At 67.4% G+C, this 21,738-nt stretch carries 18 protein-coding genes; all 18 read left to right on the top strand.

What is annotated here, in order from left to right; all coding sequences use genetic code 11:
• Positions 1-16 precede the first annotated feature (16 nt).
• The 18 genes from glmM (at position 17) to F8O09_RS04845 (ending at position 21,644) form a co-directional block, all read left to right on the top strand.
• Positions 17-1,378 (top strand): phosphoglucosamine mutase, encoded by a 1,362-nt coding sequence (gene glmM, locus F8O09_RS04930; protein WP_158054150.1) that lies wholly within the window; start codon positions 17-19, stop codon positions 1,376-1,378.
• A 174-nt stretch (positions 1,379-1,552) separates the two neighbouring features.
• A complete protein-coding gene (gene iolC, locus F8O09_RS04925; protein ID WP_158054149.1) occupies positions 1,553-2,680 on the top strand; it encodes a 5-dehydro-2-deoxygluconokinase in 1,128 nt (375 codons plus the stop codon).
• Entirely contained in the window at positions 2,677-3,651 is a 975-nt protein-coding gene (locus F8O09_RS04920) for a deoxyribose-phosphate aldolase (protein ID WP_158054148.1), read from the top strand. Before iolC ends, F8O09_RS04920 begins: the two co-directional genes overlap by 4 nt.
• A complete protein-coding gene (locus tag F8O09_RS04915; protein ID WP_158054147.1) occupies positions 3,648-4,586 on the top strand; it encodes a 5-deoxy-glucuronate isomerase in 939 nt (312 codons plus the stop codon). The genes F8O09_RS04920 and F8O09_RS04915 overlap by 4 nt, the downstream gene beginning before the upstream one ends.
• Positions 4,587-4,780: 194 nt before the next feature.
• Complete coding sequence (locus tag F8O09_RS04910) at positions 4,781-6,046, top strand: LacI family DNA-binding transcriptional regulator (RefSeq protein ID WP_158054146.1); 1,266 nt, start codon at positions 4,781-4,783, stop codon at positions 6,044-6,046.
• 817 nt (positions 6,047-6,863) lie between these two features.
• On the top strand, positions 6,864-8,336 hold the full coding sequence (locus F8O09_RS04905; protein WP_158054145.1) for an aldehyde dehydrogenase family protein: 1,473 nt from the start codon (positions 6,864-6,866) through the stop codon (positions 8,334-8,336).
• 152 nt (positions 8,337-8,488) lie between these two features.
• Positions 8,489-10,459 carry a 3D-(3,5/4)-trihydroxycyclohexane-1,2-dione acylhydrolase (decyclizing) gene (gene iolD, locus F8O09_RS04900; protein ID WP_158054144.1) on the top strand — a complete coding sequence of 657 codons (1,971 nt, stop codon included), beginning with the start codon at positions 8,489-8,491 and terminating at the stop codon, positions 10,457-10,459.
• Positions 10,456-11,247, top strand: coding sequence for an HpcH/HpaI aldolase family protein (locus tag F8O09_RS04895; protein WP_158054143.1), 792 nt, complete (start codon positions 10,456-10,458; stop codon positions 11,245-11,247). The genes iolD and F8O09_RS04895 overlap by 4 nt, the downstream gene beginning before the upstream one ends.
• A gap of 60 nt (positions 11,248-11,307) precedes the next feature.
• Entirely contained in the window at positions 11,308-12,567 is a 1,260-nt protein-coding gene (locus F8O09_RS04890) for a Gfo/Idh/MocA family protein (RefSeq protein ID WP_158054142.1), read from the top strand.
• Positions 12,560-13,510, top strand: a complete 951-nt coding sequence (locus F8O09_RS04885; protein WP_225732876.1) for an NAD(P)-dependent oxidoreductase — start codon at positions 12,560-12,562, stop codon at positions 13,508-13,510. The genes F8O09_RS04890 and F8O09_RS04885 overlap by 8 nt, the downstream gene beginning before the upstream one ends.
• 141 nt (positions 13,511-13,651) lie before the next feature.
• On the top strand, positions 13,652-14,683 hold the full coding sequence (locus F8O09_RS04880) for a substrate-binding domain-containing protein (RefSeq protein WP_158030779.1): 1,032 nt from the start codon (positions 13,652-13,654) through the stop codon (positions 14,681-14,683).
• A gap of 35 nt (positions 14,684-14,718) precedes the next feature.
• Positions 14,719-15,798 carry an ABC transporter permease gene (locus F8O09_RS04875; protein WP_158054141.1) on the top strand — a complete coding sequence of 360 codons (1,080 nt, stop codon included), beginning with the start codon at positions 14,719-14,721 and terminating at the stop codon, positions 15,796-15,798.
• The gene (locus F8O09_RS04870) at positions 15,795-16,811 is read left to right on the top strand and encodes an ATP-binding cassette domain-containing protein (RefSeq protein ID WP_158054140.1); all 1,017 of its coding nucleotides are present in this window, start codon (positions 15,795-15,797) and stop codon (positions 16,809-16,811) included. Before F8O09_RS04875 ends, F8O09_RS04870 begins: the two co-directional genes overlap by 4 nt.
• Positions 16,804-17,892, top strand: a complete 1,089-nt coding sequence (locus F8O09_RS04865; protein ID WP_158054139.1) for a Gfo/Idh/MocA family oxidoreductase — start codon at positions 16,804-16,806, stop codon at positions 17,890-17,892. Before F8O09_RS04870 ends, F8O09_RS04865 begins: the two co-directional genes overlap by 8 nt.
• On the top strand, positions 17,889-18,671 hold the full coding sequence (locus tag F8O09_RS04860; protein WP_158054138.1) for an SDR family oxidoreductase: 783 nt from the start codon (positions 17,889-17,891) through the stop codon (positions 18,669-18,671). Before F8O09_RS04865 ends, F8O09_RS04860 begins: the two co-directional genes overlap by 4 nt.
• Complete coding sequence (locus F8O09_RS04855; protein ID WP_158054137.1) at positions 18,668-19,699, top strand: Gfo/Idh/MocA family oxidoreductase; 1,032 nt, start codon at positions 18,668-18,670, stop codon at positions 19,697-19,699. Before F8O09_RS04860 ends, F8O09_RS04855 begins: the two co-directional genes overlap by 4 nt.
• Positions 19,696-20,574: a sugar phosphate isomerase/epimerase family protein gene (locus F8O09_RS04850; RefSeq protein WP_158054136.1), complete on the top strand. Its 879-nt coding sequence runs from the start codon at positions 19,696-19,698 to the stop codon at positions 20,572-20,574. The genes F8O09_RS04855 and F8O09_RS04850 overlap by 4 nt, the downstream gene beginning before the upstream one ends.
• Entirely contained in the window at positions 20,571-21,644 is a 1,074-nt protein-coding gene (locus F8O09_RS04845; protein ID WP_158054135.1) for a Gfo/Idh/MocA family protein, read from the top strand. The genes F8O09_RS04850 and F8O09_RS04845 overlap by 4 nt, the downstream gene beginning before the upstream one ends.
• Positions 21,645-21,738 lie beyond the last annotated feature (94 nt).

Here is a 21,738-nt window from a genome sequence, read left to right as displayed (position 1 = left end):
TCGATCTGGGAACGTCATGCCTCGACTTTTTGGCACCGATGGGGTGCGAGGACTCGCCAACCGCGACCTCACCGTCGAACTCTCGCTGCAGCTGGCTCAGGCCGCTGCGCGGGTGCTCGGCGCTGAGGCGCGGGCGGCGGGTCGTCGTCCCATGGCCGTCCTCGGTCGCGACCCACGCATCTCCGGTGAGTTCATCGGCGCTGCGGTCGCGGCGGGACTGGCCAGCGGGGGAGTCGACGTGCATGACGCGGGCGTGCTGCCCACGCCGGCGACGGCGTTCCTCGTGCAGGATCTGCAGGCCGACTTCGGCGTGATGATCTCTGCATCGCACAACCCCGCGCCAGACAACGGCATCAAGTTCTTCGCCAAGGGCGGTCTCAAACTGCCTGACGAGGTCGAAGACAAGATCGAGGTCGAACTCGACCAGCCGAAGCTCGCTCCGACCGGTGCCGATGTGGGACGCATCTCCACGTTCGCAGACGCAGAAGACCGGTACCTGCTGCACCTGCTCGGCACTGTGCCCAACTCACTTGGCGGCATTCGTCTGGCGCTCGACTGCGCGAACGGAGCAGCAGCCGGTGTCTCGCCCCAGGCGTTCACCGACGCCGGTGCCAAGCTCGTCAGACTCATCGGTGCAGATCCCAATGGGCTCAACATCAACGACGGCGTCGGTTCGACGCATCTCGAAAAGCTGCAAGAGGCGGTCATCGCAGATCGTGCACAGGTCGGCATCGCCCACGACGGCGACGCAGACCGCTGCCTGGCCATCGACGAGAACGGCCGTGTGATCGACGGCGATCAGATCATGGCCATCCTCGCCACTGCGCTGCACCGTCGGCGCCAGCTGCCCGGCAACACGCTCGTCTGCACTGTGATGAGCAACCTCGGCCTGCACCTCGCCATGCAGAAGGCGGGCATCGAGGTTCGTCAGACCGCCGTGGGAGACCGCTACGTGCTCGAAGAGCTCAACCGGTCGAACCTCGGTCTCGGCGGCGAGCAGTCCGGGCACGTCATCTTTCGCCGCTACGCCACCACAGGCGACGGCCTGCTGACCGGCCTGCAGCTGCTCTCGGTTATGGCCGAGACGGGCAAGCCGCTCTCGGTTCTCGCCGACGAGGCGATGACGGTCTATCCGCAGACCCTGATCAACGTGCGCGGCGTCGACAAGACCGCACTGTCGTCGAACGCCGTGATAAAAGACGCGGTGACGGATGCCGAAGCTCAGCTGGGTGACGAAGGTCGCGTGCTGCTGCGGCCCAGCGGCACTGAGCCGCTCGTTCGCGTGATGGTCGAGGCGACGTCAGAGCGTGTCGCACACGACTGGGCAGAGAAGCTTGCGGCCGTCGTGCGCGAGCAGCTCACCGTCGCCGCCGCATAGCGCCGCAGACAGATCGCAGAGCACGTCGTACCGAGCCGATCGTCACTCCAGCTCACCTCCTGAGCACCTTCGCGCTCCACGGAATCGCCCGTCACGTTCGACGCCGGTCGTCTCGGTGGGCTAGTCTCGTCAGTACCCCTTATTCACTGCAAAGGCGCACTGAAGGAGACAGAATTGGAACGGTCCAATAGTTCGGTCGGAGACTCGGCTCCCCCCACGAGCCCTCACAGAGGCACAGATGCAGACACCGGCACCGCTGGCGCACCCTCATCGACTCCCGACGTCGTCGCACTCGGGCGCCTCGGCGTCGACGTCTACCCGCTGCAGAACGGCCTCGGGCTCGAAGACGTCACCAGCTTCGGCAAATACCTCGGCGGCTCGGCAGCGAACGTCACCGTTGCGGCGGCCAGATACGGGCACCACCCAGCGCTGATCTCGGGAGTCGGCGACGACCCTTTCGGCCGATACCTGCGGCACGAGCTCCAGCGCCTGGGCGTCGACTCGACCGGTGTGCGCACGGTGGCGGAGTATCAGACCCCGGTCACATTCTGCGAGATCTTTCCGCCCGACGACTTTCCGCTCTACTTCTACCGAGAGCCCAAGGCCCCCGACCTCTGCCTGCTGCCCGAACAGCTCGACGAGGTGCTGCCCGAGGCGTCGTCGAAGTCGACATCGCTGAAGCGGCCACGTCTGGTCTGGCTCACGGCCACCGGGCTCAGTGAGCAGCCGAGCTTCGACACCCATCTCGAGGCCCTGCGAAGGGCAGGCAGTGGCGGTGGGAACGAGCCGACCGTCGTGCTCGACCTCGACTACCGTGCGCAGTTCTGGCCCAGCTCGGCCGTGGCGCACGAACTCATCGCGCAGATCCTGCCGCAGGTCACCGTGGCTGTCGGTAATCGCGAAGAGTGCGAAGTCGCCGTCGGAGAGACCGATCCCGATCGCGCCGCAGCGGCGCTGCTGGCGACCGGTGTGCGACTCGCGATCGTGAAACAGGGCCCGAAAGGCGTGCTCGCGCGCACTGCGACCGAACGCGTCGAGGTTCCGCCGACGCCGGTCGACGTGGTGAACGGGCTGGGTGCCGGCGACGCGTTCGGCGGGGCACTCATCCACGGGCTGCTCAATGACTGGCCGCTCGAACGGACTCTGCGCTTCGCGAACGCCGCCGGAGCGATCGTGGCATCGCGCCGCGAATGCTCGACCGCGATGCCGACCGAGTTCGAAGTGGACGCGATGCTCGACTCGACCGGTCATGCGGGTGCCGCGAACCATGCAGACGACGCACACAGTGAGGTACGCGCATGAGCACGATCCCTGACGACGACTTCGCCGCAGTGCTCGCCGAGCTTCGCGAGGTGCGCGCCTGCGAGCCGCACCGCATCGACATGTCACATGCAGATCGCGTTCGCCGGCCGCTGTTGCAGGATGACGGCCGCCTGCTCATCGTGGCAGCCGATCACCCGGCACGTGGGGCGCTCGGCATCGGCGACGATCCCATGGCCATGTCGAGCCGAGACGACCTGCTGCGGCGTCTGGCGGCTGCGCTCGAGAACGACGAAGTCGACGGAGTGCTCGGCACTCCCGACGTGCTCGACGACCTCGCACTGCTCGGGCTGCTCGACGGCCGCGTGGCGATCGCGTCGCTGAATCGAGGCGGGCTCGCGGGCGCATCCTTCGAAATGGACGACCGCCTCACCGCACACCGGCTGGCCGACGTGCTGCGCGACCGACTCGACATGGGCAAGGCACTCGTGCGCATCGACCTTGACGACCCGGGAACCGTGCGCACCCTTGAGACGATCGCGGCTGAGGTGAGCGCCTTCGCGCAGGCAGACGTGCCGATCCTGTTGGAGCCGTTCATCAGCCGGCGCGTGCCCCAGGGGCAGAGCACGCGCGTCGTCAACGACCTCAGCACCGAGGCCGTCGTGCGCTCGGTGGCGATCGCATCTGGGCTCGGCGGGTCTTCGCGCAGCACCTGGCTCAAGGTGCCGGTGGTCGAGGACATGGCTGCAGTAGCGGCGGCGACAACGCTGCCGATGCTTCTGCTCGGTGGCGACACCAGCGCCGACCCAGAGGGGGCGTTCCGAAGCTGGGCCGACGCGTTGGCGCTGCCGGGAGTGCGCGGCCTGGTCGTGGGGCGCTCGCTGCTCTACCCACCCGACGGCGATGTCGAGGGTGCGGTCGCTCGTGCCGTAGAACTGGTGCACGGCGATCCTGCCGGCGAGACACCTGCCGAGGCGGCTGACGCCGCGGGCGTGAGGGGAGCATCCGCATGACCCGAAAATGGACCTATCGACCCGGCGAACTCGCTCGTGACGGCTGGGGCGACGTGGTCGACCGCGGCGTTCCCGGCTGGCGTCACACCGCGCTGCGCATCGCCGATCTCGACCGGGGGCCGGTCAGCGAGCGGGCGAGCGGGCGCGAGTCGATCATCCTGCCGCTGACGGGTGAGTGCGAGGTGCGCTACAGCGTGCCCGGCGCGGCGCCGGATGCTGCCGTGGAGCTGCGCGGGCGGGCGTCGGTGTTCGACGGGCCGGCCGATGCGCTCTATCTGCCCATCGACGCAGAGTACACACTCACGGGGCACGGTCGGGTGTCGGTGTCGCAGGCGTACACCGATCTGCGGCTGCCGGTCGAGGTGATTCGGCGTGAGAGCGTGCCGGTCGAGCTGCGCGGCAGCGGCAACATGAGTCGACAGGTGCACAACTTCGGCACGCCGGCCCGGCTGCATGCCGGGGCGATCATCGCGTGCGAGGTGCTCACGCCCGGCGGCTGCTGGTCGTCGTACCCGACGCACAAACACGACCGCGACGTGCCCGGAGTCGAGACGGCGCTCGAAGAGATCTACTACTTCGAGGTCGAAGTCGAGCGCGGGCTGGGCGGGGTCGCCGATGCCTCAGCTCGGGCTGTCGACGCTGGAGTGGAGGAGGCGGGCCACGAAGCCGATCCGTTCGCGCTGTTCGCGACGTATCCGTCAGATCGTCGGCCGATCGAGATCAGCGCCATGGTGCGCACCGGCGACATCGCCTTGGTGCCGTACGGCTATCACGGACCGGTGGCGGCCGCGCCGGGCTACGACGCGTACTACCTGAACGTGATGGCCGGGGCGGGCGACCGCGAGTGGCTCATCCAGGACGACCCGGCGCACGGATGGCTGCGCGAGACCTGGGATGCCGGGCAGATCGATGCGAGGCTGCCCTTCGGTGGGTGAGGGGATGCGCCGCGAGTGCGCCGAGCGGACAGAGAAAGCAGAGCAGGCAGAGTGCGCCGAGCGGACCGGCCGGACAGAGTGGGCAGACCAGGGAGATTGAGCGGGCTGGGTAAAGCGGGCAGACCGAGGAGACCGAGCGGGCCACGACGCGCGGCGAATGCTGCGATGATGAATGTGGCACCAAAGGGGGCATCATGGGGCAAGGTCGAAGAAGTGGGCCGACGATCAGAGACGTGGCGGCCGAAGCCGGCGTGTCGAAGTCTCTCGTCTCGATGGTGTTCAATGACGATCCGCGGGTCAGCGATGTGCGTCGAAAGCTCGTGCTCGATGCGGCGCAGCGGCTCGGCTTCTCACCGAACTGGATGGCGCGCTCGCTTGCAGCCGGCGACGGAGACTTCGTCGGAGTGATGGTGCCCGACCTCGCGAACCCGATCTTCGCCGAGATTCTGGAGGGAATTCGCGCCGAGCTGCGCGGTGCAGGGCAGCGCACACTCGTGTCGAGCGCGCTGTTCACCGACGCCGGTGGCAACCGGGAGTTCGACGATCGTGTGCTCCCCGTGCTGCGTGACATGCATCCGAGCAGCTTGGTGGTCATCGGGTCAGTGCCCTCGCTCGACATCGTGCAGCCGCTCATGGAACGTATACCGACGGTCGTCGCCAGCGGCACGGCTGATGACCTCGAGCACGTCTATGTGGTGCGCAACGACGACGTCATCGGCATCGATCTGATCATCGATCATCTCGTCGAGCGCGGGCACAGACGCATCGCCCACGTCGGCGGTGCCGGCGGCGGCGCAGCCGTCAATCGACGTGATGCGTACGAAGGCGCGATGCGTCGCCATCGACTGGCCGAGCACATCGAGGTCGAGCTCTCTGACTACACGACGGAGCGCGCGATCGAGGCGACGCGTCGTCTGCTGACGCGTTCCCCGGGGGATGCCGGCGGGCGAGCCCGTGTGGTGGGGGATGCTGCGACGACAGCCGCTGGGAGGGATACTGCGCCGGATGCTGCGGTGAGGAATGCTGCGCCGGACGGCGTGGCGGGGGAAACTGCGACGAAAGCTGGTGGGACGAAAGCCGCTGGGACGGGTGCCGCGATCAGAACTCAGGCCCTGCATCCTGATGATGAACGCCCCATGGCGATCGCCAACCGGGCACTGCGCCCTGCTGGGGAACGTCCCACCGCGATCGTGGCGGTGAACGATCTGGCGGCGCTTGGCGTGATCACCGCAGTGGAACAGCTCGGGCTGCGCGTGCCCGAAGACATCGCGGTCACCGGATATGACGACACGGCGCTCTCGGGCATCGATCGCATCTCGCTCACCACGGTCGATCCACGCAATGAGGAGATCTCGCACGAGACCGTGCGTCTGCTGCTCGACGCCGACGGGCCGTTCGAGGGGCATCGCGAGCGGCTGGTGATTCCACGACTTGTCGTGCGCGGTTCGACTGCTGCGTGACCCTTGCCTGGCCGCGGCGAAGCGGCCTCTCTCGGTGCGAAGGGGCGACGGCGCGGGGAACTGCTGATCTGCTCTGGGCTTGGAGTTGCGAGCACGTGTGGAGCGGTCGGTGTGCAGCGCTCATTTGCAGGGTTCAGGGGGGCAGTGATCGAGCGCCGAGCGGCGCTGGCTGCGGACAGTGCTCGGTAGGTGTGCACGGTTCCGCTGAGATGTACACGGTTCTGCTGAGATCAGGGGGATTCCGGCGGAACCGTGCACCTGTCGGCGCAACCGCGTGCAGCGAAGTCGATGCGCAGGGCAGCCAGAGTGAGCGCCGGCGTGAGTCAGCGGCAGTCTCGCCAAGGATTTGCTGAGAGTGGGGAGTCAGTGCCCTGGCACACGAACAGAAGCCCAGGTTGGCACACGAACAGAAACAGGCACTGAAGCCCAGCTCGATACAGGTGCTGAGGCCCAGGTCGGCGCAAGAGCCGAAACCCAGGTCGATACAGGTACAGAAGCCCAGGTCGGCCCAAGAACAAACCTGGCTCGGTACAGGTACAGAAACCCAGGTAGGCGCACGAAGAGAAGCCCAGATCGTATATCTGGGCCGCAGCACTTGTCACTCACCTAGGTCTTATGCCTAAAGTTGGACCGGTCCAACACTGAGGTTGGACTCGAATCGAGTACGACCGCATGAAGCTGAGCGGCCCCGGCCTCAGAGAAACCGAGATGAACGAGTTTCAGACGAGACTGCGAGCACCGGCGTCAGAAGAGCCGACAGCATCGGCCTCAGCGGCCACGAGCTCGAAACGAACGGTGAAGCGAAGGAATCGTGACAATGGCGTCAGCACACAACCCGCAGGGCGCGGCAGAACTCGCACACGCGGGGCAGCTGCTCATCGGCAGCCAGTGGCAGTCGGCGAGCGATCAGAGTGCGGTTGAGGCAGTCACCAATCCCTACACCGGCCAGACCGTGGCCGAGATCACCGCTGCTGCAGCCGAAGACGTCGAAGAAGCCGTCCGCGCCGCAGAAGCCGGTGCCGCCCGTTGGCGCCGCACTCCCGCACACGAGCGCTCGGGCATCCTGCTTCGCGCTGCCGAGCTTGCCGATGAGCGCGTCGACCGCATTGCGGCGATCCTCTCGGCAGAGAACGGCAAGACGCTCGTCGAGGCCACCGCCGAGTGCTCACGCAGCGGCGAGCTGATCCGCCTGGCCACCTTCGAAGGCACCCAGCTCTACGGCGAGACGCTGCCACTCGACGCGAATCCCGGCACCGGTCTCGAGAAGGTGGGATTCACCGTCCGCCAGCCTGTCGGCATCGTCGCCGCGATCACCCCCTTCAACTACCCGTCGCTGCTCGTGCTGCACAAGATCGCCCCGGCGCTCGCAGCGGGCAACGCCGTGATCCTCAAGCCTGCTCGTACCACGCCGCTCACCGCGCTCGCACTGGCCCAGTGCTTCGTCGACGCAGGGCTCCCCGAGGGCGTGCTCTCCGTGCTCACCGGTGCCGGCTCGCTGATCGGCGACCTGCTCGTGAGCGACCCGCGCATCCGAAAGATCTCGTTCACCGGCTCGACCGGAGTGGGCGAGCGCATCACGCAGATCGCCGGCGTCAAGAAGCTCTCGCTCGAACTCGGCGCCTCTTCTCCGACTGTGGTGCTGCCGGATGCCGACCTCGAGCGCGCTGCCGAGGCCGTCGCGAAGGGCGGCTACGCGAACGCGGGCCAGGTCTGCATCTCGGTGCAGCGCGTGGTCGTGCACCGTGACGTGCACGCCGATTTCGTGGATGCCCTGGCCGCGAAGGTCTCGCAGCTGCGGGCCGGCGACCCGTCGAGCGCGTCGACAGACATCGGCACGCTGATCACCGAGGGTGAGGCCGAGCGCGTGCACGATAGCATTCAGGATGCGGTCTCGCGCGGCGCCCGACTGGTCACCGGCGGCGACCGTGACGGTGCGGTCGTGCAGCCCGCGATCGTGGACGGTGTGCGGCTCGAAGACCCACTCTCGCAGCAGGAGCTCTTCGGCCCGGCAGTCGCGATCACCGAGGCCTCTGACCTCGACGACGCCCTCGCTGTGGCGAACGGCACCCCGTACGGCCTGGCAGCGGGCGTCTTCACCGGCAGCGTCTCGACGATCACGAAGGTCATTCGCGAGGTCGACGCGGGCTCGGTGCACATCAACTGGACGCCTCTGTGGCGCGCAGATCTGATGCCCTACGGCGGGCTCAAAGCCAGCGGCATCGGCAAAGAGGGGCCACGCGCCGCGGTCGCCGAGATGACCGAGGTCAAGACCATCGTGCTGCACGGCTGACCAGGCTGCGCAGCTGACCAGGCTGCACGGCTGACGCCCGCACACACCTCAACAGACCAGCGTCGCGCTTCGACACTGCTCGAAACGAGACGACTTCAGGAACACGAAACTCGCAGATTCAGGAACGCGAAACCCGCAGAGAGGAACCCGACATGGTTCACGGAGCATCCGGCAGGACGGTGCGGCTCACCGTCGCGCAGGCCATCGTTCGCTACATCACCGCGCAGCACAGCGTGGTCGACGGCGAGCGGCAGCGCTTCATCCCCGCAGCCCTGGGCATCTTCGGCCACGGCAATGTCGCCGGGCTGGGGCAGGCCTTCGCCGCCAACCTCGACCAGCTGCCCTTCATCCAGGGCCGCAACGAACAGTCGCTCGGCCACATCGCCGTCGGCTACGCCAAAGCGGCGAAGCGGCGTCAGGCGCTCGCGGTCACCGCATCCATCGGTCCGGGGGCGACCAACACGCTCACCGCAGCGGGCCTCGCCACGGTCAACCGGCTGCCCCTGCTGCTGCTGCTCGGCGACACCTACGCGACCCGCCGCCAGGGGCCGGTGCTGCAGCAGCTCGAGAACCCAGCGGCGCCCGACACCACGGTGAATGACGCCTTCCGCCCTGTTTCGCGCTTCTTCGACCGCATCAGTCGCCCCGAGCACCTGATGACGGCGCTGCCGCAGGCGTTCCGCGTGCTGGCGAACCCTGTCGAGACGGGTGCCGTCGTTCTCTCGCTGCCACAGGACGTACAGTCGCATGCACACGACTGGCCCGTCGAGATGTTCGAACCGCGTGACTGGAAGATCCGTCGTCCGCTGCCCGACCCCGCCGAGATCGGCGAGATCGCCGAGCTCATTCGTCGGGCCGAGCGCCCTCTGGTGATCGCCGGCGGCGGTGTGATCTACTCCGACGCCCAGCGCGAGATCACCGATCTGGGACGTTCGACCGACCTGCCGATCTCGGAGACCTTCGGCGGCAAGGGCGCCGTGCTCGAGCCCGGCCCCTTCCAGGTCGGCGGCATCGGACTCGAGGGCACCCCGGCGACGAATCACTTGGCGCAGCATGCCGACCTGATCGTGCACGTCGGCACCCGCCTGACCGACTTCGCCACCGCCTCGCAGTCGCTCTTCGCATCCGACGCGCGTTTCGCCTCGGTGAACGTCAGCGAGTTCGACGCGATCAAAGAGGGCGCGGTCGCCGCGGTCGCCGACGCGCAGCTCGCGCTGCGGGCGCTGGCCGACGAGCTGGGCGACTACAGCATCCCTGCGGCTTGGCGCGAAGAGATCGCCCGTGAGCAGGATGCCTGGGCGCCGAAGCGAGCAGCGGCCCTCGACCCCGATCGGGCGTTCGTTCGCGCCGATCACCCTGACGCGCCGGTCACGAACGCCGTGATCACGCAGGGGCAGCTGATCGGCGTGCTGCAGGAGCACGCACGCAGCGGCGACACCATCATCGCTGCGGCGGGCAGCCCTCCGGGAGACCTGCAGAAGGTGTGGGATGCGACCGACGGCCGCCATGCGCACCTCGAGTTCGGCTTCTCGTGCATGGGCTACGAGCTGCCTGCGGCGATCGGCGTGCGCCTGGCCGACCCGAACCCGGAGCACCGGGTGACCGCGTTCATCGGCGACGGCACCTTCCTGATGCAGCCCACCGAGATCGTCACGGCAGCCGCCGAGGGCATCGGGTTCACGCTGGTGGTCTCTGAGAACCACGGCTTCCAAGTGATCCGTCGTCTGCAGATGGGCAAGACCGGCCGTCACTTCGCCAATGAGTTCCGCTATCGCGACGAGTCCGGAGCCTCGCTGCACCAGGCCGTCACAGAGGTCGGCGAGACCAAGCCGGGTCGTCTCGAGGGCGACTACCTGAAGATCGACCTGATCGAGATCGCGCACGGCCTCGGCGCCGAGACGCACTACGTCGAGACCGCCGACGAGTTCCGTGCGGCGCTTGACAGCACCCGCAGAGCCACGCACCCGGTCGTGATCGTGGTGGCCACCGTGCCGCAGGTCGACCTGCCGGGCGCCGAGGTCTGGTGGGACGTCTCGCCCGCCGAGGTCAGCGGCGACAAGGTGGTCGAGGAACTCTACGACGAGTACCTGGAGGGCCGCGCAGATCAGAAGTGGCACGGATGAGCGCCGCCCGGGTATCACCCCTCACAGTGAACGCAGAGCTCAAGCAGCGCTTCGCACGCGGCGAGACGACCGTCGGGCTGTTCATCGGCTTGGGGTCGACGATGGCCGCCGAAGTGGTCGCCGCGTCGGGCGCCGACTGGCTGCTGGCCGACCTCGAGCACGGTGGCGGCGACGAGTCGCAGATCGGCGACATCGTGACCGCTGCGGCTGCCTACGGCGTGCCCACACTGGTGCGGGTCGAGACGCCGGAGCGCATCCGCGTCGGTCGCGTGCTCGACTCGGGTGCGGCGGGCGTGATGCTGCCGCGCATCACCTCTGCCGAGCAGGTCGCCGAGGCTCGTCGCGGCCAGCTCTACCCTCCCGAGGGCATTCGCGGGGTGGCCTCGTACAACCGGGCCGCCCGCTGGGGGCAGGACCGCGAGGCGCTCGACCGCGCCAACGACGACACCATCACCGTGGTGCAGATCGAGACGCTCGCTGCGCTGGAGACGGTCGACGAGATCGCCGCGCAGCCCGGCGTCGACGTGCTCTTCGTCGGGCCGCTCGATCTCAGCTACGCGCTGGGTGTGCCGCGTCAGTTCGACGCCCCGGTGTTTCAAGAGGCGCTCGACCGGGTGCTCAAAGCCGGTCGACAGCACGGCGTCTCGGTCGGCATCCTGGCTGCGAATCTCGAAGCTGCGCGGGCCTATCAGCGGCGCGGTTTCACCTTTCTGACCATCGGCTCTGACTCGACTCTGCTGGCCCAAGCGGTGCACGACACCGTGACCGGGCTGGGGGAGCAGAGCTGAACCGACCCCAGCACCCCAGTTTTGACGAACACTGAGCACTCAGAGACGAGGAGCACACCAATGACCGACACACCAACGACGAACCCTCCGCGACAGATCGGCGTCGGCCTGATCTCGGTGGGATGGATGGGCAAGCTGCACAGCCGTGCCTACCGCAACCTGCCGCTGGTCTACCCAGAGCTCGGCATCGCGCCACGCCTGGTGCACGCCGCCGACACCGCCGCCGACCGCGCCGCCTACGCGCACGACGTGCTGGGCTACGAGAAGTTCACCACCGACTATCACGACGTGCTCAACGATCCCGAGGTCGACGTGGTCTCGATCTGCGCGCCGAACTTCTTGCACGCCGAGATGGGCATCGCCGCGGCCAAGGCAGGCAAGCCGTTCTGGATCGAGAAGCCGGTCGGCCGCAACGTCGACGAGACTCGCAGCGTGGCCGAAGCCGCAGACGCCGCCGGCGTGGTGACTTCGATCGGATTCAACTATCGCCACGCACCGGTGGTCGAGCACATTCGAGAGCTGGTGGCCGACGGCACCCTCGGCCGCATCACCAACGTGCGCGGTCGCATGTTCGCCGACTACTCGGCCGAGCCCAACGGCGCACTGTCGTGGCGGTTCATTCGCAGCCTGGCAGGCTCTGGCGTGCTCGGTGATCTCATGGGGCATCTCATCGATCTCATCCACTACACCGTCGGACCGATCGCCGAGGTGAGCGCGGTCACCAAGACCGTCTACACAGATCGTCCGGAGCTGCCGATGGGCGCCGCCACACACTTCGCGGTGATCGAGAACGGCGTGCGCAAGCCGGTCGAGAACGAAGACTACGCAGGCATGCTGGTGCGCCTCTCAGGGGCGGCAGTCGGTGCAGACGCGGTGGGCACGCTCGAGGCGTCGCGCGTGGCTGTGGGCCCTCGGGCCAGCTACGGCTTCGAGATCTACGGCACTGAGGGATCGGTGCGCTGGGACTTCCAGCGCATGAACGAGCTCGAGGTCGCTCTGGGGCGCGGCGCCGCTGAGTTCGGCTACACCACCGTCTACGCCGGTGACGGCTACGGCGACTTCGGCCACTTTCAGCCTGGCGCGGGCACTGCCATGGGCTACGACGACCTTAAAGTGATCGAGGCGCGCAAGTTCCTCGAGGCCGTCACCGGAGCAGGACAGGCCAACTCGAACATCCACGATGCGGTCGCGGCCAACTCGGTCGTCACAGCCGCCGAGCAGAGCGCCGCCGACGGTCGTTGGCAGCAGATTCCCGACGAGGCGGGCAGCACCACCGTCGCGGTGCGTGCGAACGCTCCAGAGCAGGTGCGACATGGCTGACATGAACGGCGGGCAGCCGGTCGTCGTGGGCCTCGGCCCGGTCGATCCGGCGCTGGTGACCGAGTGGCTGGGCGACGACGTGCGCCTGGTGACCGATCCGAGCGCAGCCGATCTGGCCGAGGCGCAGGGTGCGATCGTGCGTGCGGCCTACGTGGTCGACCGTGCGGCGCTGGATGCGATGCCGGCGCTCAAGGTCATCGCGCGCACCGGCGTCGGCGTCGAGCGGGTGGACGTCGCGGCGGCCACCGAGCGTGGCATCCCGGTCGCGATCACCCCGGGCAGCAACGCCCGCGCGGTGGCCGAGGGAGCGATCACTCTTGCCGCCGCACTCGTCAAGCGTGTGCCGCAGGAGCACCGTCTGGTGAGCACGGGGCAGTGGGGCACCGCACCCATTCCGACTCCCGGTGATCTGCTCGGCAGCTGCCTCGGCGTGGTCGGCTACGGTCGTATCGGCCGCATCGTCGCGCAGCTCGGTCAGGCGCTCGGCTTCGAGGTGAGCGTGCACGATCCGTACATCCAGGCCGACGACCTGCCCAACCGGTCGCTCGCCGAGCTGGTCGCCGAGAGCGACGTGCTCACGCTGCATGTGCCCGAGACCGATCGGCCGCTGCTCGACCGCGATCTGCTGTGGAGCGCGAAGCCCGGGCAGGTGCTGATCAACTGCTCACGTGCCGGGCTGGTCGACATCGATCTGCTTGACGAGGCTCTCGAAGCCGGTGTGCTCGGCGGCGTCGGGCTCGACGTCTTCGCCAGCGAACCGGCACCGCATCATCCGGTATTCGACCGCGACAACGTGCTGGTCAGCCCGCACGTCACCGGCCTCTCGGTCGCGGCCAGCGAAGCGACCTTCCGCATGGCTGCGCAGGCCGTCGCCGCCGTGCTCGCGGGCGGTCGCCCGGAATTCGCGGTGAACGCCGCAGAACTGGTGGATGCCAGCCGATGAACGCCTGAACGTGAGACACGGCTTCTGAGCCACCGCTCAGAAACGAGAAACATCACAGAACCGAGAAGCATCAGAAAGTCCGCAGTACCAATCGAATATCGAATCGCAACAGAAACCGAATCACAACGAAGTGAGGACAACATGAACACCACGACAACGACGCCGGGCAGCCCCGGCGCGGCTGCAACCGCACCTCGTCGGCGACGCAATGGCATCCGCAGGATGCTCGCGCTGCTGATCGCAGTGATCGCCGGCGTGTCCCTGGCGGCGTGTTCCGGCCCGGCAGGGGCCAAGAGCGCGAACGTCGACACGCCGCGTCTGAAGATTGCCATGGTGACGTCAGCGGCTCCCGGCGATACCTTCTGGGACATCGTCCGCAAGGGCGGCGACACCGCCGCGTCGAAAGACAACGTCGAACTGCTCTACTCATCAGACCCTGACGGCAGCCGACAGGCTCAACTGGTGCAGCAGGCCGTCGACCAGAAAGTTGACGGCATCGTCGTGGCGCTGTCGAAGCCAGACGCCGTGGGCGGCGCGGTGAAAGAGGCTGTGGCCGCAGGCATCCCCGTGGTGTCGATCAACGCAGGCGAGAACCAGTTCGCAGATCTGGGCATCTCGGCTCACTTCGGGCAGAACGAGACTCTCGCTGGTGAGTCGGCGGGCAAGCAGCTCAACGAGGTCGGCGCCAAGAAGGTGCTCTGCATCGTGCACGAGCAGGGGCAGATCGCTCTCGAACAGCGCTGTGAGGGCGTGAAGTCGACGTTCACCGGGCAGGTCGAACAGATCTACGTGAACATCGCCGACATGGCCAGCTCCGCGTCGACCATCACCTCGAAGCTGCAGACCACGACCGACATCGACTACGTGATGGCCCTGGCCGCTCCGATCGCCATGAGCACACTGGACTCCGTGCAGAGCGCAGGCAGCAGTGCCAAAGTCGCGACCTTCGACATGAGCGCCGACGCCATCACCGCGCTGCAGGACGGCCGACTCGCCTTCATCGTCGATCAGCAGCCGTACCTGCAGGGGTACTTGAGCGTTGAGAACATCTGGCTGCAGAAGACCAACGGCAACACGATCGGCGGCGGCAAACCGGTCTACACCGGCCCGAACATCCTGACGAAGGACGATGCCGACGCAGTCGCAGAGTTCGCCAAGAACGGCACACGCTAGTCTGCCCGATTCATTCTGAAGCTGAGGAGCACATCATGACCACCTCGACCACTGCGGTGGGGCCGGCGAAGACCGGCCCCACCCCGGGCAAAGACGAACGTGTCGCCCGCTCAAGCGTGTTCGTACGCATTTTCTCGAAGCCTGAGTTCGGGGCCGGATCGGCAGCCGTCGTACTGTTCATCCTGTTCGCCTCGGTCTCTCAGACATTCACGCAGCCGTCGTCGATCGCCACGGTGCTCTACGGCGCCTCGACGGTCGGCATCATGGCCGTCGGAGTCTCGCTGCTGATGATCGGCGGCGAAGTCGATCTGTCGGCCGGCGTCGGCGTGATCAGCAGCGCGCTCAGCGCCTCCCTGTTCACCTACTGGTTCGGCACGAATGTCTGGCTGGGCGTCGTCTTCGGCCTCGTCTTCTCACTGGCAGTGGGCGCCCTGAACGGATGGCTGCTGACCAAGACGAAGCTGGCCAGCTTCATCATCACGCTGGCCACGTTCTTCATGCTGACCGGTCTGAACCTCGGTGTCACCAGGCTCATCACCGGCGGAGTCGCCACTCCGACGGTGCAGGGCCTGCCGGGGTTCGACTCGGCTGAGGCGGTCTTCGCCTCTGACATTCCGGTCTTCGGCGTGAACGTGAAGATCACGGTCTTCTACTGGATTCTGCTGGTCGTCATCGCCACGTGGCTGCTGAAGCGCACCAAGGGCGGCAACTGGATCTTCTCGAGCGGTGGTGCACCTGACGCCTCTCGTGCGGTCGGCGTTCCGGTCGCTCGCACGAAGATCATGCTCTACATGGGCGTCGGCTTCTGCGCCTGGCTGCTGGGCATGCACCAGTTGTTCGCGTTCAAGACCGTGCAGTCGGGTGAGGGCATCGGCAACGAGTTTCTCTACATCATTGCGGCCGTCGTCGGCGGCTGCCTGATGACCGGTGGTGCGGGCAGCGCCATCGGCGGCGCCATCGGCGCACTGATCTACGGCATGGCGCTCAAAGGCGTCGTGTATGCCGAATGGAATCCAGACTGGCTGAAGTTCTTCCTCGGCGCCATGCTGCTCGGCGCCACCGTGCTGAACCTCATGCTGCAGCGTCGCGCTGCGAAAGGCGGAGGAAAGAAATGAACACGACCGCAACCACCACGGCCCCGACCACGGCGACCACGGCATCCGCGGCAGGCACGCGCACACAGGCGGGCGGGAACACGCCGCTCGTGAAGCTCGAAGACGTCGGCAAACGCTATGGCAACATCATCGCGCTGCAGGGCATCGACCTCGAAGTCGGCGCCGGCGAGGTGACCTGCGTGCTGGGAGACAACGGCGCAGGCAAATCGACGCTGATCAAGATCATCGCCGGGCTCCACAAGCACGACGACGGCGTCTTCTCGGTCGAAGGCGACCCGGTGCACCTGGCGTCACCGCGCCAGGCGCTCGATCTCGGCATCGCCACGGTCTACCAGGATCTGGCCGTCGCGCCGCTCATGCCGGTGTGGCGCAACTTCTTCCTCGGGTCGGAGGTCACGAAGGGGTGGGGGCCGTTCCGCCGCCTCGACGTCGACCTCATGAGGCGCACGACGAAGCAGGAGCTGCTCGACATGGGCATCGACCTGCGTGACGTCGACCAGCCGATCGGCACGCTCTCGGGCGGCGAGCGTCAGTGCGTCGCGATCGCCCGCGCCGTGCACTTCGGTGCGAAGGTGCTCATTCTCGACGAGCCGACGGCCGCCCTGGGCGTCAAGCAGTCGGGTGTGGTGCTGCGCTACATCATCCAGGCGCGTGAGCGCGGGCTCGGTGTGATCTTCATCACGCACAACCCGCACCACGCCTACCCGGTCGGCGACCGGTTCCTGCTGCTCAAGCGCGGCCGCAGCATCGGCTACTACCGCAAGAACGAGGTCACCCTCGACGAGCTGACCAGCATGATGGCCGGCGGTGCCGAGCTCGAAGAGCTGGTGCACGAGCTGGCGCAGACCGACACCGACACCGGTGTGCTGCGCACGATTCGCGACGACATCGAAGAGGACTCGACGGTCGACGTGCCGCATCTCACCGTGACCCGCCCGACGACGATCATCGACGAGTCGCAGGCCGCTGCGGCCAAGCACGGCCACGGCGCAGAAGGCGGTCGTCATGGGTGAGGCCCGAGCCGTCGAGCAGGGCCGGCCGCTCGGCCTGGCCGTGCTCGGGGCCGGCCGCATCGGTCAGGTGCACGCCGCAGCCGCGGCGGCACTGCCCGACATCGAGCTGCGGTGGGTGCAGGATGCCGTGCCCGCCGCGGCCGAGCGGGTCGCTGCGGCGAACGGCGCTCGTGCCGCGGGCACTCTCGAAGAGGTGCTGGCCGACGACGGTGTCGACGCCGTCGTGGTCGGCACGCCGACGCCGACGCACCTGGAGTTCATCGAGCGTGTGGTCGAGACCGGTCGCCGTGTGCTCTGCGAGAAGCCGCTGCATCTCGATTTGGCTGCGGTGGATGCCGCTGCGCGCCGCCTGGGCCCGGCTGCGGCCCGTGTGATGGTCGGGTTCAACCGACGCTTCGACCCCGACTTCGCCGAGCTCCGGCGCCGCATGGGTGGTGCCGAAGCCGGAGAGATCGGTCGCATCGAACAGGTCGTGATCACCAGTCGCGACCCTGCGCCGCCGCCGCAGGAGTACTTGGCGGTTTCGGGAGGCATCTTTCGCGACATGACGATCCATGACTTCGACATGGCCAGGAATCTGGTCGGTGAGATCGTCTCGGTCAGTGCATCTGGCGGTGCGCTCTTCGACTCCGGGGCTCGTGCAGTCGGCGACCTGGATACGGCGATGACCACACTCACCTCGGCCAGCGGCGTGCAGGTGCTGATCGTGAACTCGAGACACAGCGCCTCGGGCTACGACCAGCGCATCGAGGTCTTCGGCCAAGACGGCACGCTTCGGGTCGAGAACCATCGCACCTCACGGGTGCGCCTCGACACTGCAGCGGGCACCGACCAAGGCGCGGTGTGGGAGGAGTTCTTTCTGACTCGGTATGAGGCCGCCTACCGTGCCGAGCTGCAGAGCTTCGTCACCGCAGCACGCGAGGGACTGCCGTTCTCGCCCGGCTTCGACGACGGACGCCAGGCGCTCGCGCTCGCGGTCGCTGCCCGACGCAGCTGCGAAGAGGGGCGCGTGGTGCCGCTCAGCGAGGTCGACGCGGTCTCTGCTCACAGCGGCGCACCCATCAGAGAGGCACACGTATGAAGAATCTGCTGCAAGACAGAGTCGTCCTCGTCACCGGCGGCACACAGGGCATCGGCGGTGCGACCGCCGTGGCAGCCGCTCGCGAAGGAGCGCGTGGGGTCGCCATCGTGGGCCGCCACGCTGAGAAGGCAAAACCAGTGCTGGACGAGATCGAACGGCATGGCGCGGAGGCGCTGATGATTGCGGCAGATCTGCTGCAGCCGGGCGAAGCCGAGCGCTCGGTGGCCGAGACCATCGAACGCTGGGGCCGGATCGACAGTCTGGTGAACGCAGCCGGGCTCACCACCCGCGGCACGATCACTGACACCACACACGAGCTGCTGCAGCAGCATCTGCAGCTCAACCTCGCCTCACCGTTCTTCGCGATGGCCCGCACCATCGACGACCTGCGTCGCCGTGGCGAACCAGGCACGATCGTGAACGTGATCTCGATCTCGAGCCACGCGGGGCAGCCCTATCTCGCGCCGTACGTGGCTTCGAAGGGCGGTCTGGCTGCGGCGACGAAGAACGCTGCGTTCGCGCATCGGTTCGACCGCATTCGCATCAACGGGCTGAACATCGGCTGGGCGCAGACTCCGGGCGAAGACGCCATTCAGCGCGCCTTTCACGGTGGTGAGGAGGGCTGGCAGAAGAGTGCCGCAGCCGCGCAGCCGATGGGTCGTCTCGGCCAGCCGGACGAGATCGCAGATGCGATCGTGTTTCTGCTGAGCGAACGCAGCGGGGTCGTGACCGGGTCGGTCATCGACTGGGATCAGAATGTCATCGGAGGCTACGAATGAGCGATCAGCAACTACGAATCGGCGTGATCGGAACCGGGGTCATGGGCGCCGATCACGTGAAGACCATCACCGAATCAGTGTCCGGGGCACGCATCGCCGCGGTCGCCGACCTCGACCTCGACCGCGCCCGTGCGGTGGCCGAACCCATCGGAGCCGTTGCGAGCGGCGACGCGCTCGACCTCATCGCAGGCGAGACTCTCGACGGGGTCATCATCGCATCCGCCGATCGCACCCATGCAGAGCTCACGCTCGCGGCCATCGCCGCCGGGCTGCCGGTGCTCTGCGAGAAGCCGCTGGCGCCGACCGTCGCCGAATGCGAGGCGATCGTCGCAGCCGAGCAGGCGGCCGGAAGACCCCTCGTGCAGGTGGGGTTCATGCGACGGTTCGATCCGTCATACACCGACCTGCGTCGACGCATCGCCGCCGGCGAGATCGGGGCGGCCCTGCTCGCGCACGCCGTGCACCGCAACGTGTCGATGCCAGCGGGATGGGACGCCACCGCAACCATCGTGAACTCACTGGTGCACGAACTCGACGTGATGCCCTGGCTGCTCGACTCGCCCGTGGTCGAGGTGCTCTGGCTCGCGGCGCGGGAATCGACGAGGGTGCACTACGCAGACCCGCAGGTGACCCTGCTGCGTCTGCGCAACGGCGCACTGGTCACCGTCGAGGTGACGGCCAACGCCGTCTACGGCTATGAAGTGCGCTGCGAGACGGTGGGGGAGCTCGGAACGCTCGAGCTCACGACACCAGTCACCGCGGTGCAGCGTCGTGGCGGCGGGGTGCGGCATGACCTCGCCGCAGACTGGCGCCCCCGTTTCGCCGAGGCCTATCGCATCGAACTGCAGCACTGGGCGAACGCGATTCGCGACACTCCGGAGCACCCCGTCGCCGGCCCCGGCAGCTCTGACGGGCTCGTCGCGGCTCGGCTCACCGAAGCGGTGCTGCGCTCGCGCGAAACCGGCGGCTGGCAGGCCGTCCCCACTACTGCCACCACAGCATCCCCCGAATCAGGAGACCCAGAATGACGACCATCACCGACCGCATCGCCGCAGCCCCGATCTCGTGGGGAGTGTGCGAAGTGCCCGACTGGGGGTACCAGCTCAACCCCGATCAAGTGCTCGGCGACATGCGCCGTCTGGGCGTCGCAGCGACCGAGTTCGGCCCCGAGGGCTTTCTGCCGCAGGCTCCCGCAGAGCGGGCTCAGGTGCTGAGCGGCTGCGGGCTGAAGGCCGTCGGCGGGTTCTTCCCGCTGGTGCTGCACAAAGCCGACCACGACCCGCTGCCCGAGATCGAGGCCGAGCTCGACGCGTACGTCGCCGCCGGTGCCACCACCGTCATCTACAGTGCGGTGAGCGGCGAAGACGGCTATGACGAGCGCGTGCAGCTCGACGACGATCAATGGGACGTCTTCTTCGCGAACCTCGACCGCGCTCGTGAGGCCGCCGAGTCGCGCGGCATCACGGCGACGCTGCATCCGCACGTCGGCACGCTGATCGAGAGCCGCGACGACGTCGAGCGTGTGCTCGAACGGTCGACGATCGGGCTCACTCTCGACACCGGGCACCTGTTCATCGGCGGCACCGACCCGCTGCAGCTGGCTCGTGAGCATGGCGACCGCATTCGCCACACGCACCTCAAAGACGTCGACAACGCGATGGCGCAGCGGGTGCGCGATGGCGATCTGACCTACTATGAGGCCGTCGTGCAGGGCATGTACCGGCCGCTCGGGCAGGGCGATGCACGCATCGGCGACATCGTGCACGCGCTCGAAGACCAGGGCTATCAGGGGTGGTACACGATGGAGCAGGACACTGTGCTGCCAGACGTCGAAGCCGTTCACGCAGCGGTCGCCGACGTCGCCGAGAGCATCGAGTTCCTGCGCAGCCTGGACCGGCCATGAGCGCGAAGCCGCTGCGCATAGGGTCGATCGGCGCGGCTCGGATCACGGTCACCGCTGTGAGCGATCCGGCCCAAGAGACCGGGGATGCGCTGGTCGCCGTCGCCGCCCGCGACCCGGAGCGTGCGCGGGCGTACGCAGACACGCACGGGTGGCAGGATGTGGCTGCGACCTATGACGAGCTGCTCGCTCGGCCCGACGTCGATCTCGTCTACATCGGCCTGCCGAACGCTTTGCACGCGCAATGGGCCGTTCGCGCACTCAAAGCGGGCAAGAGCGTGCTGCTCGAGAAGCCGTTCGCCGCGAATCTCGACGAGTTCGACCAGGTGGCCGAGGTGCTCAGAGACTCCTCCGGGTGGCTCTGGGAAGCATGGCACTATCGGTTCCATCCGCTCTTCGGCGACCTTCTGGCGCAGGTCGGCGCAGGTCGTCTTGGACGAATCACCGGACTCGACGTGCATATGCACATGCCCGAGCCTGCCGAAGACGACCCACGCTGGAGCTTCGATCTCGCAGGCGGCGCCCTCATGGACGTCGGATGCTACGCGCTGCACGCCTCGCAGCGGCTGGCCGAGGCGCTCGGGCAGGGCCTCGACAGCGACGGGCTTGCACACGGACGGGTGCGGCGTGCGAGCGCCGACGTCTGGAGACTTGACCCCAGGGTCGACCAACGGGTGACGGCAGAGCTCTCATTCGGCGAGCTGCCGGTGCACATCGAGGCCAGCATGGCCGACGACGTTCTCGAAGCGGGCGGCGGCGAGCATGGCGACGGATTCGACTTCAGCATCACGGTGCACGGCGAGCGCGGCACCGCGCGCGTGCCTCGCTTTCTGATGCCCGAGGTCGACGACCGAGTCATCATCACCGATGACGCCGGCGAGCACATCACGCACGCGGGCACGAGACACACCTACGCGTACCAGCTCGATACGGTGCGTGCCGAGCATGCGGCGAATCAGCGTGACGGCGACGAGATCGCCCGCTCGCGCGAGGTGATGCGACTGATCGACGAGGTGTACCGCGCCACCGGCCTGCCGCTGCGTGCAGGCACCCTCGACACGGCATCCGCATGAGCTTTCAGCGCCACCCCGACACCAACATCGCACGTCTTCGCCTGGCTCGTTCATCGCGAGCCGACACACAACGATCGAAAGAGAAAGGCATCCA

The organism is Pseudoclavibacter sp. CFCC 11306 (assembly GCF_008831235.1).
Taxonomy (GTDB): Bacteria; Actinomycetota; Actinomycetes; order Actinomycetales; family Microbacteriaceae; genus Pseudoclavibacter_A.
This window is presented reverse-complemented; position numbering and strand designations above follow the sequence as displayed.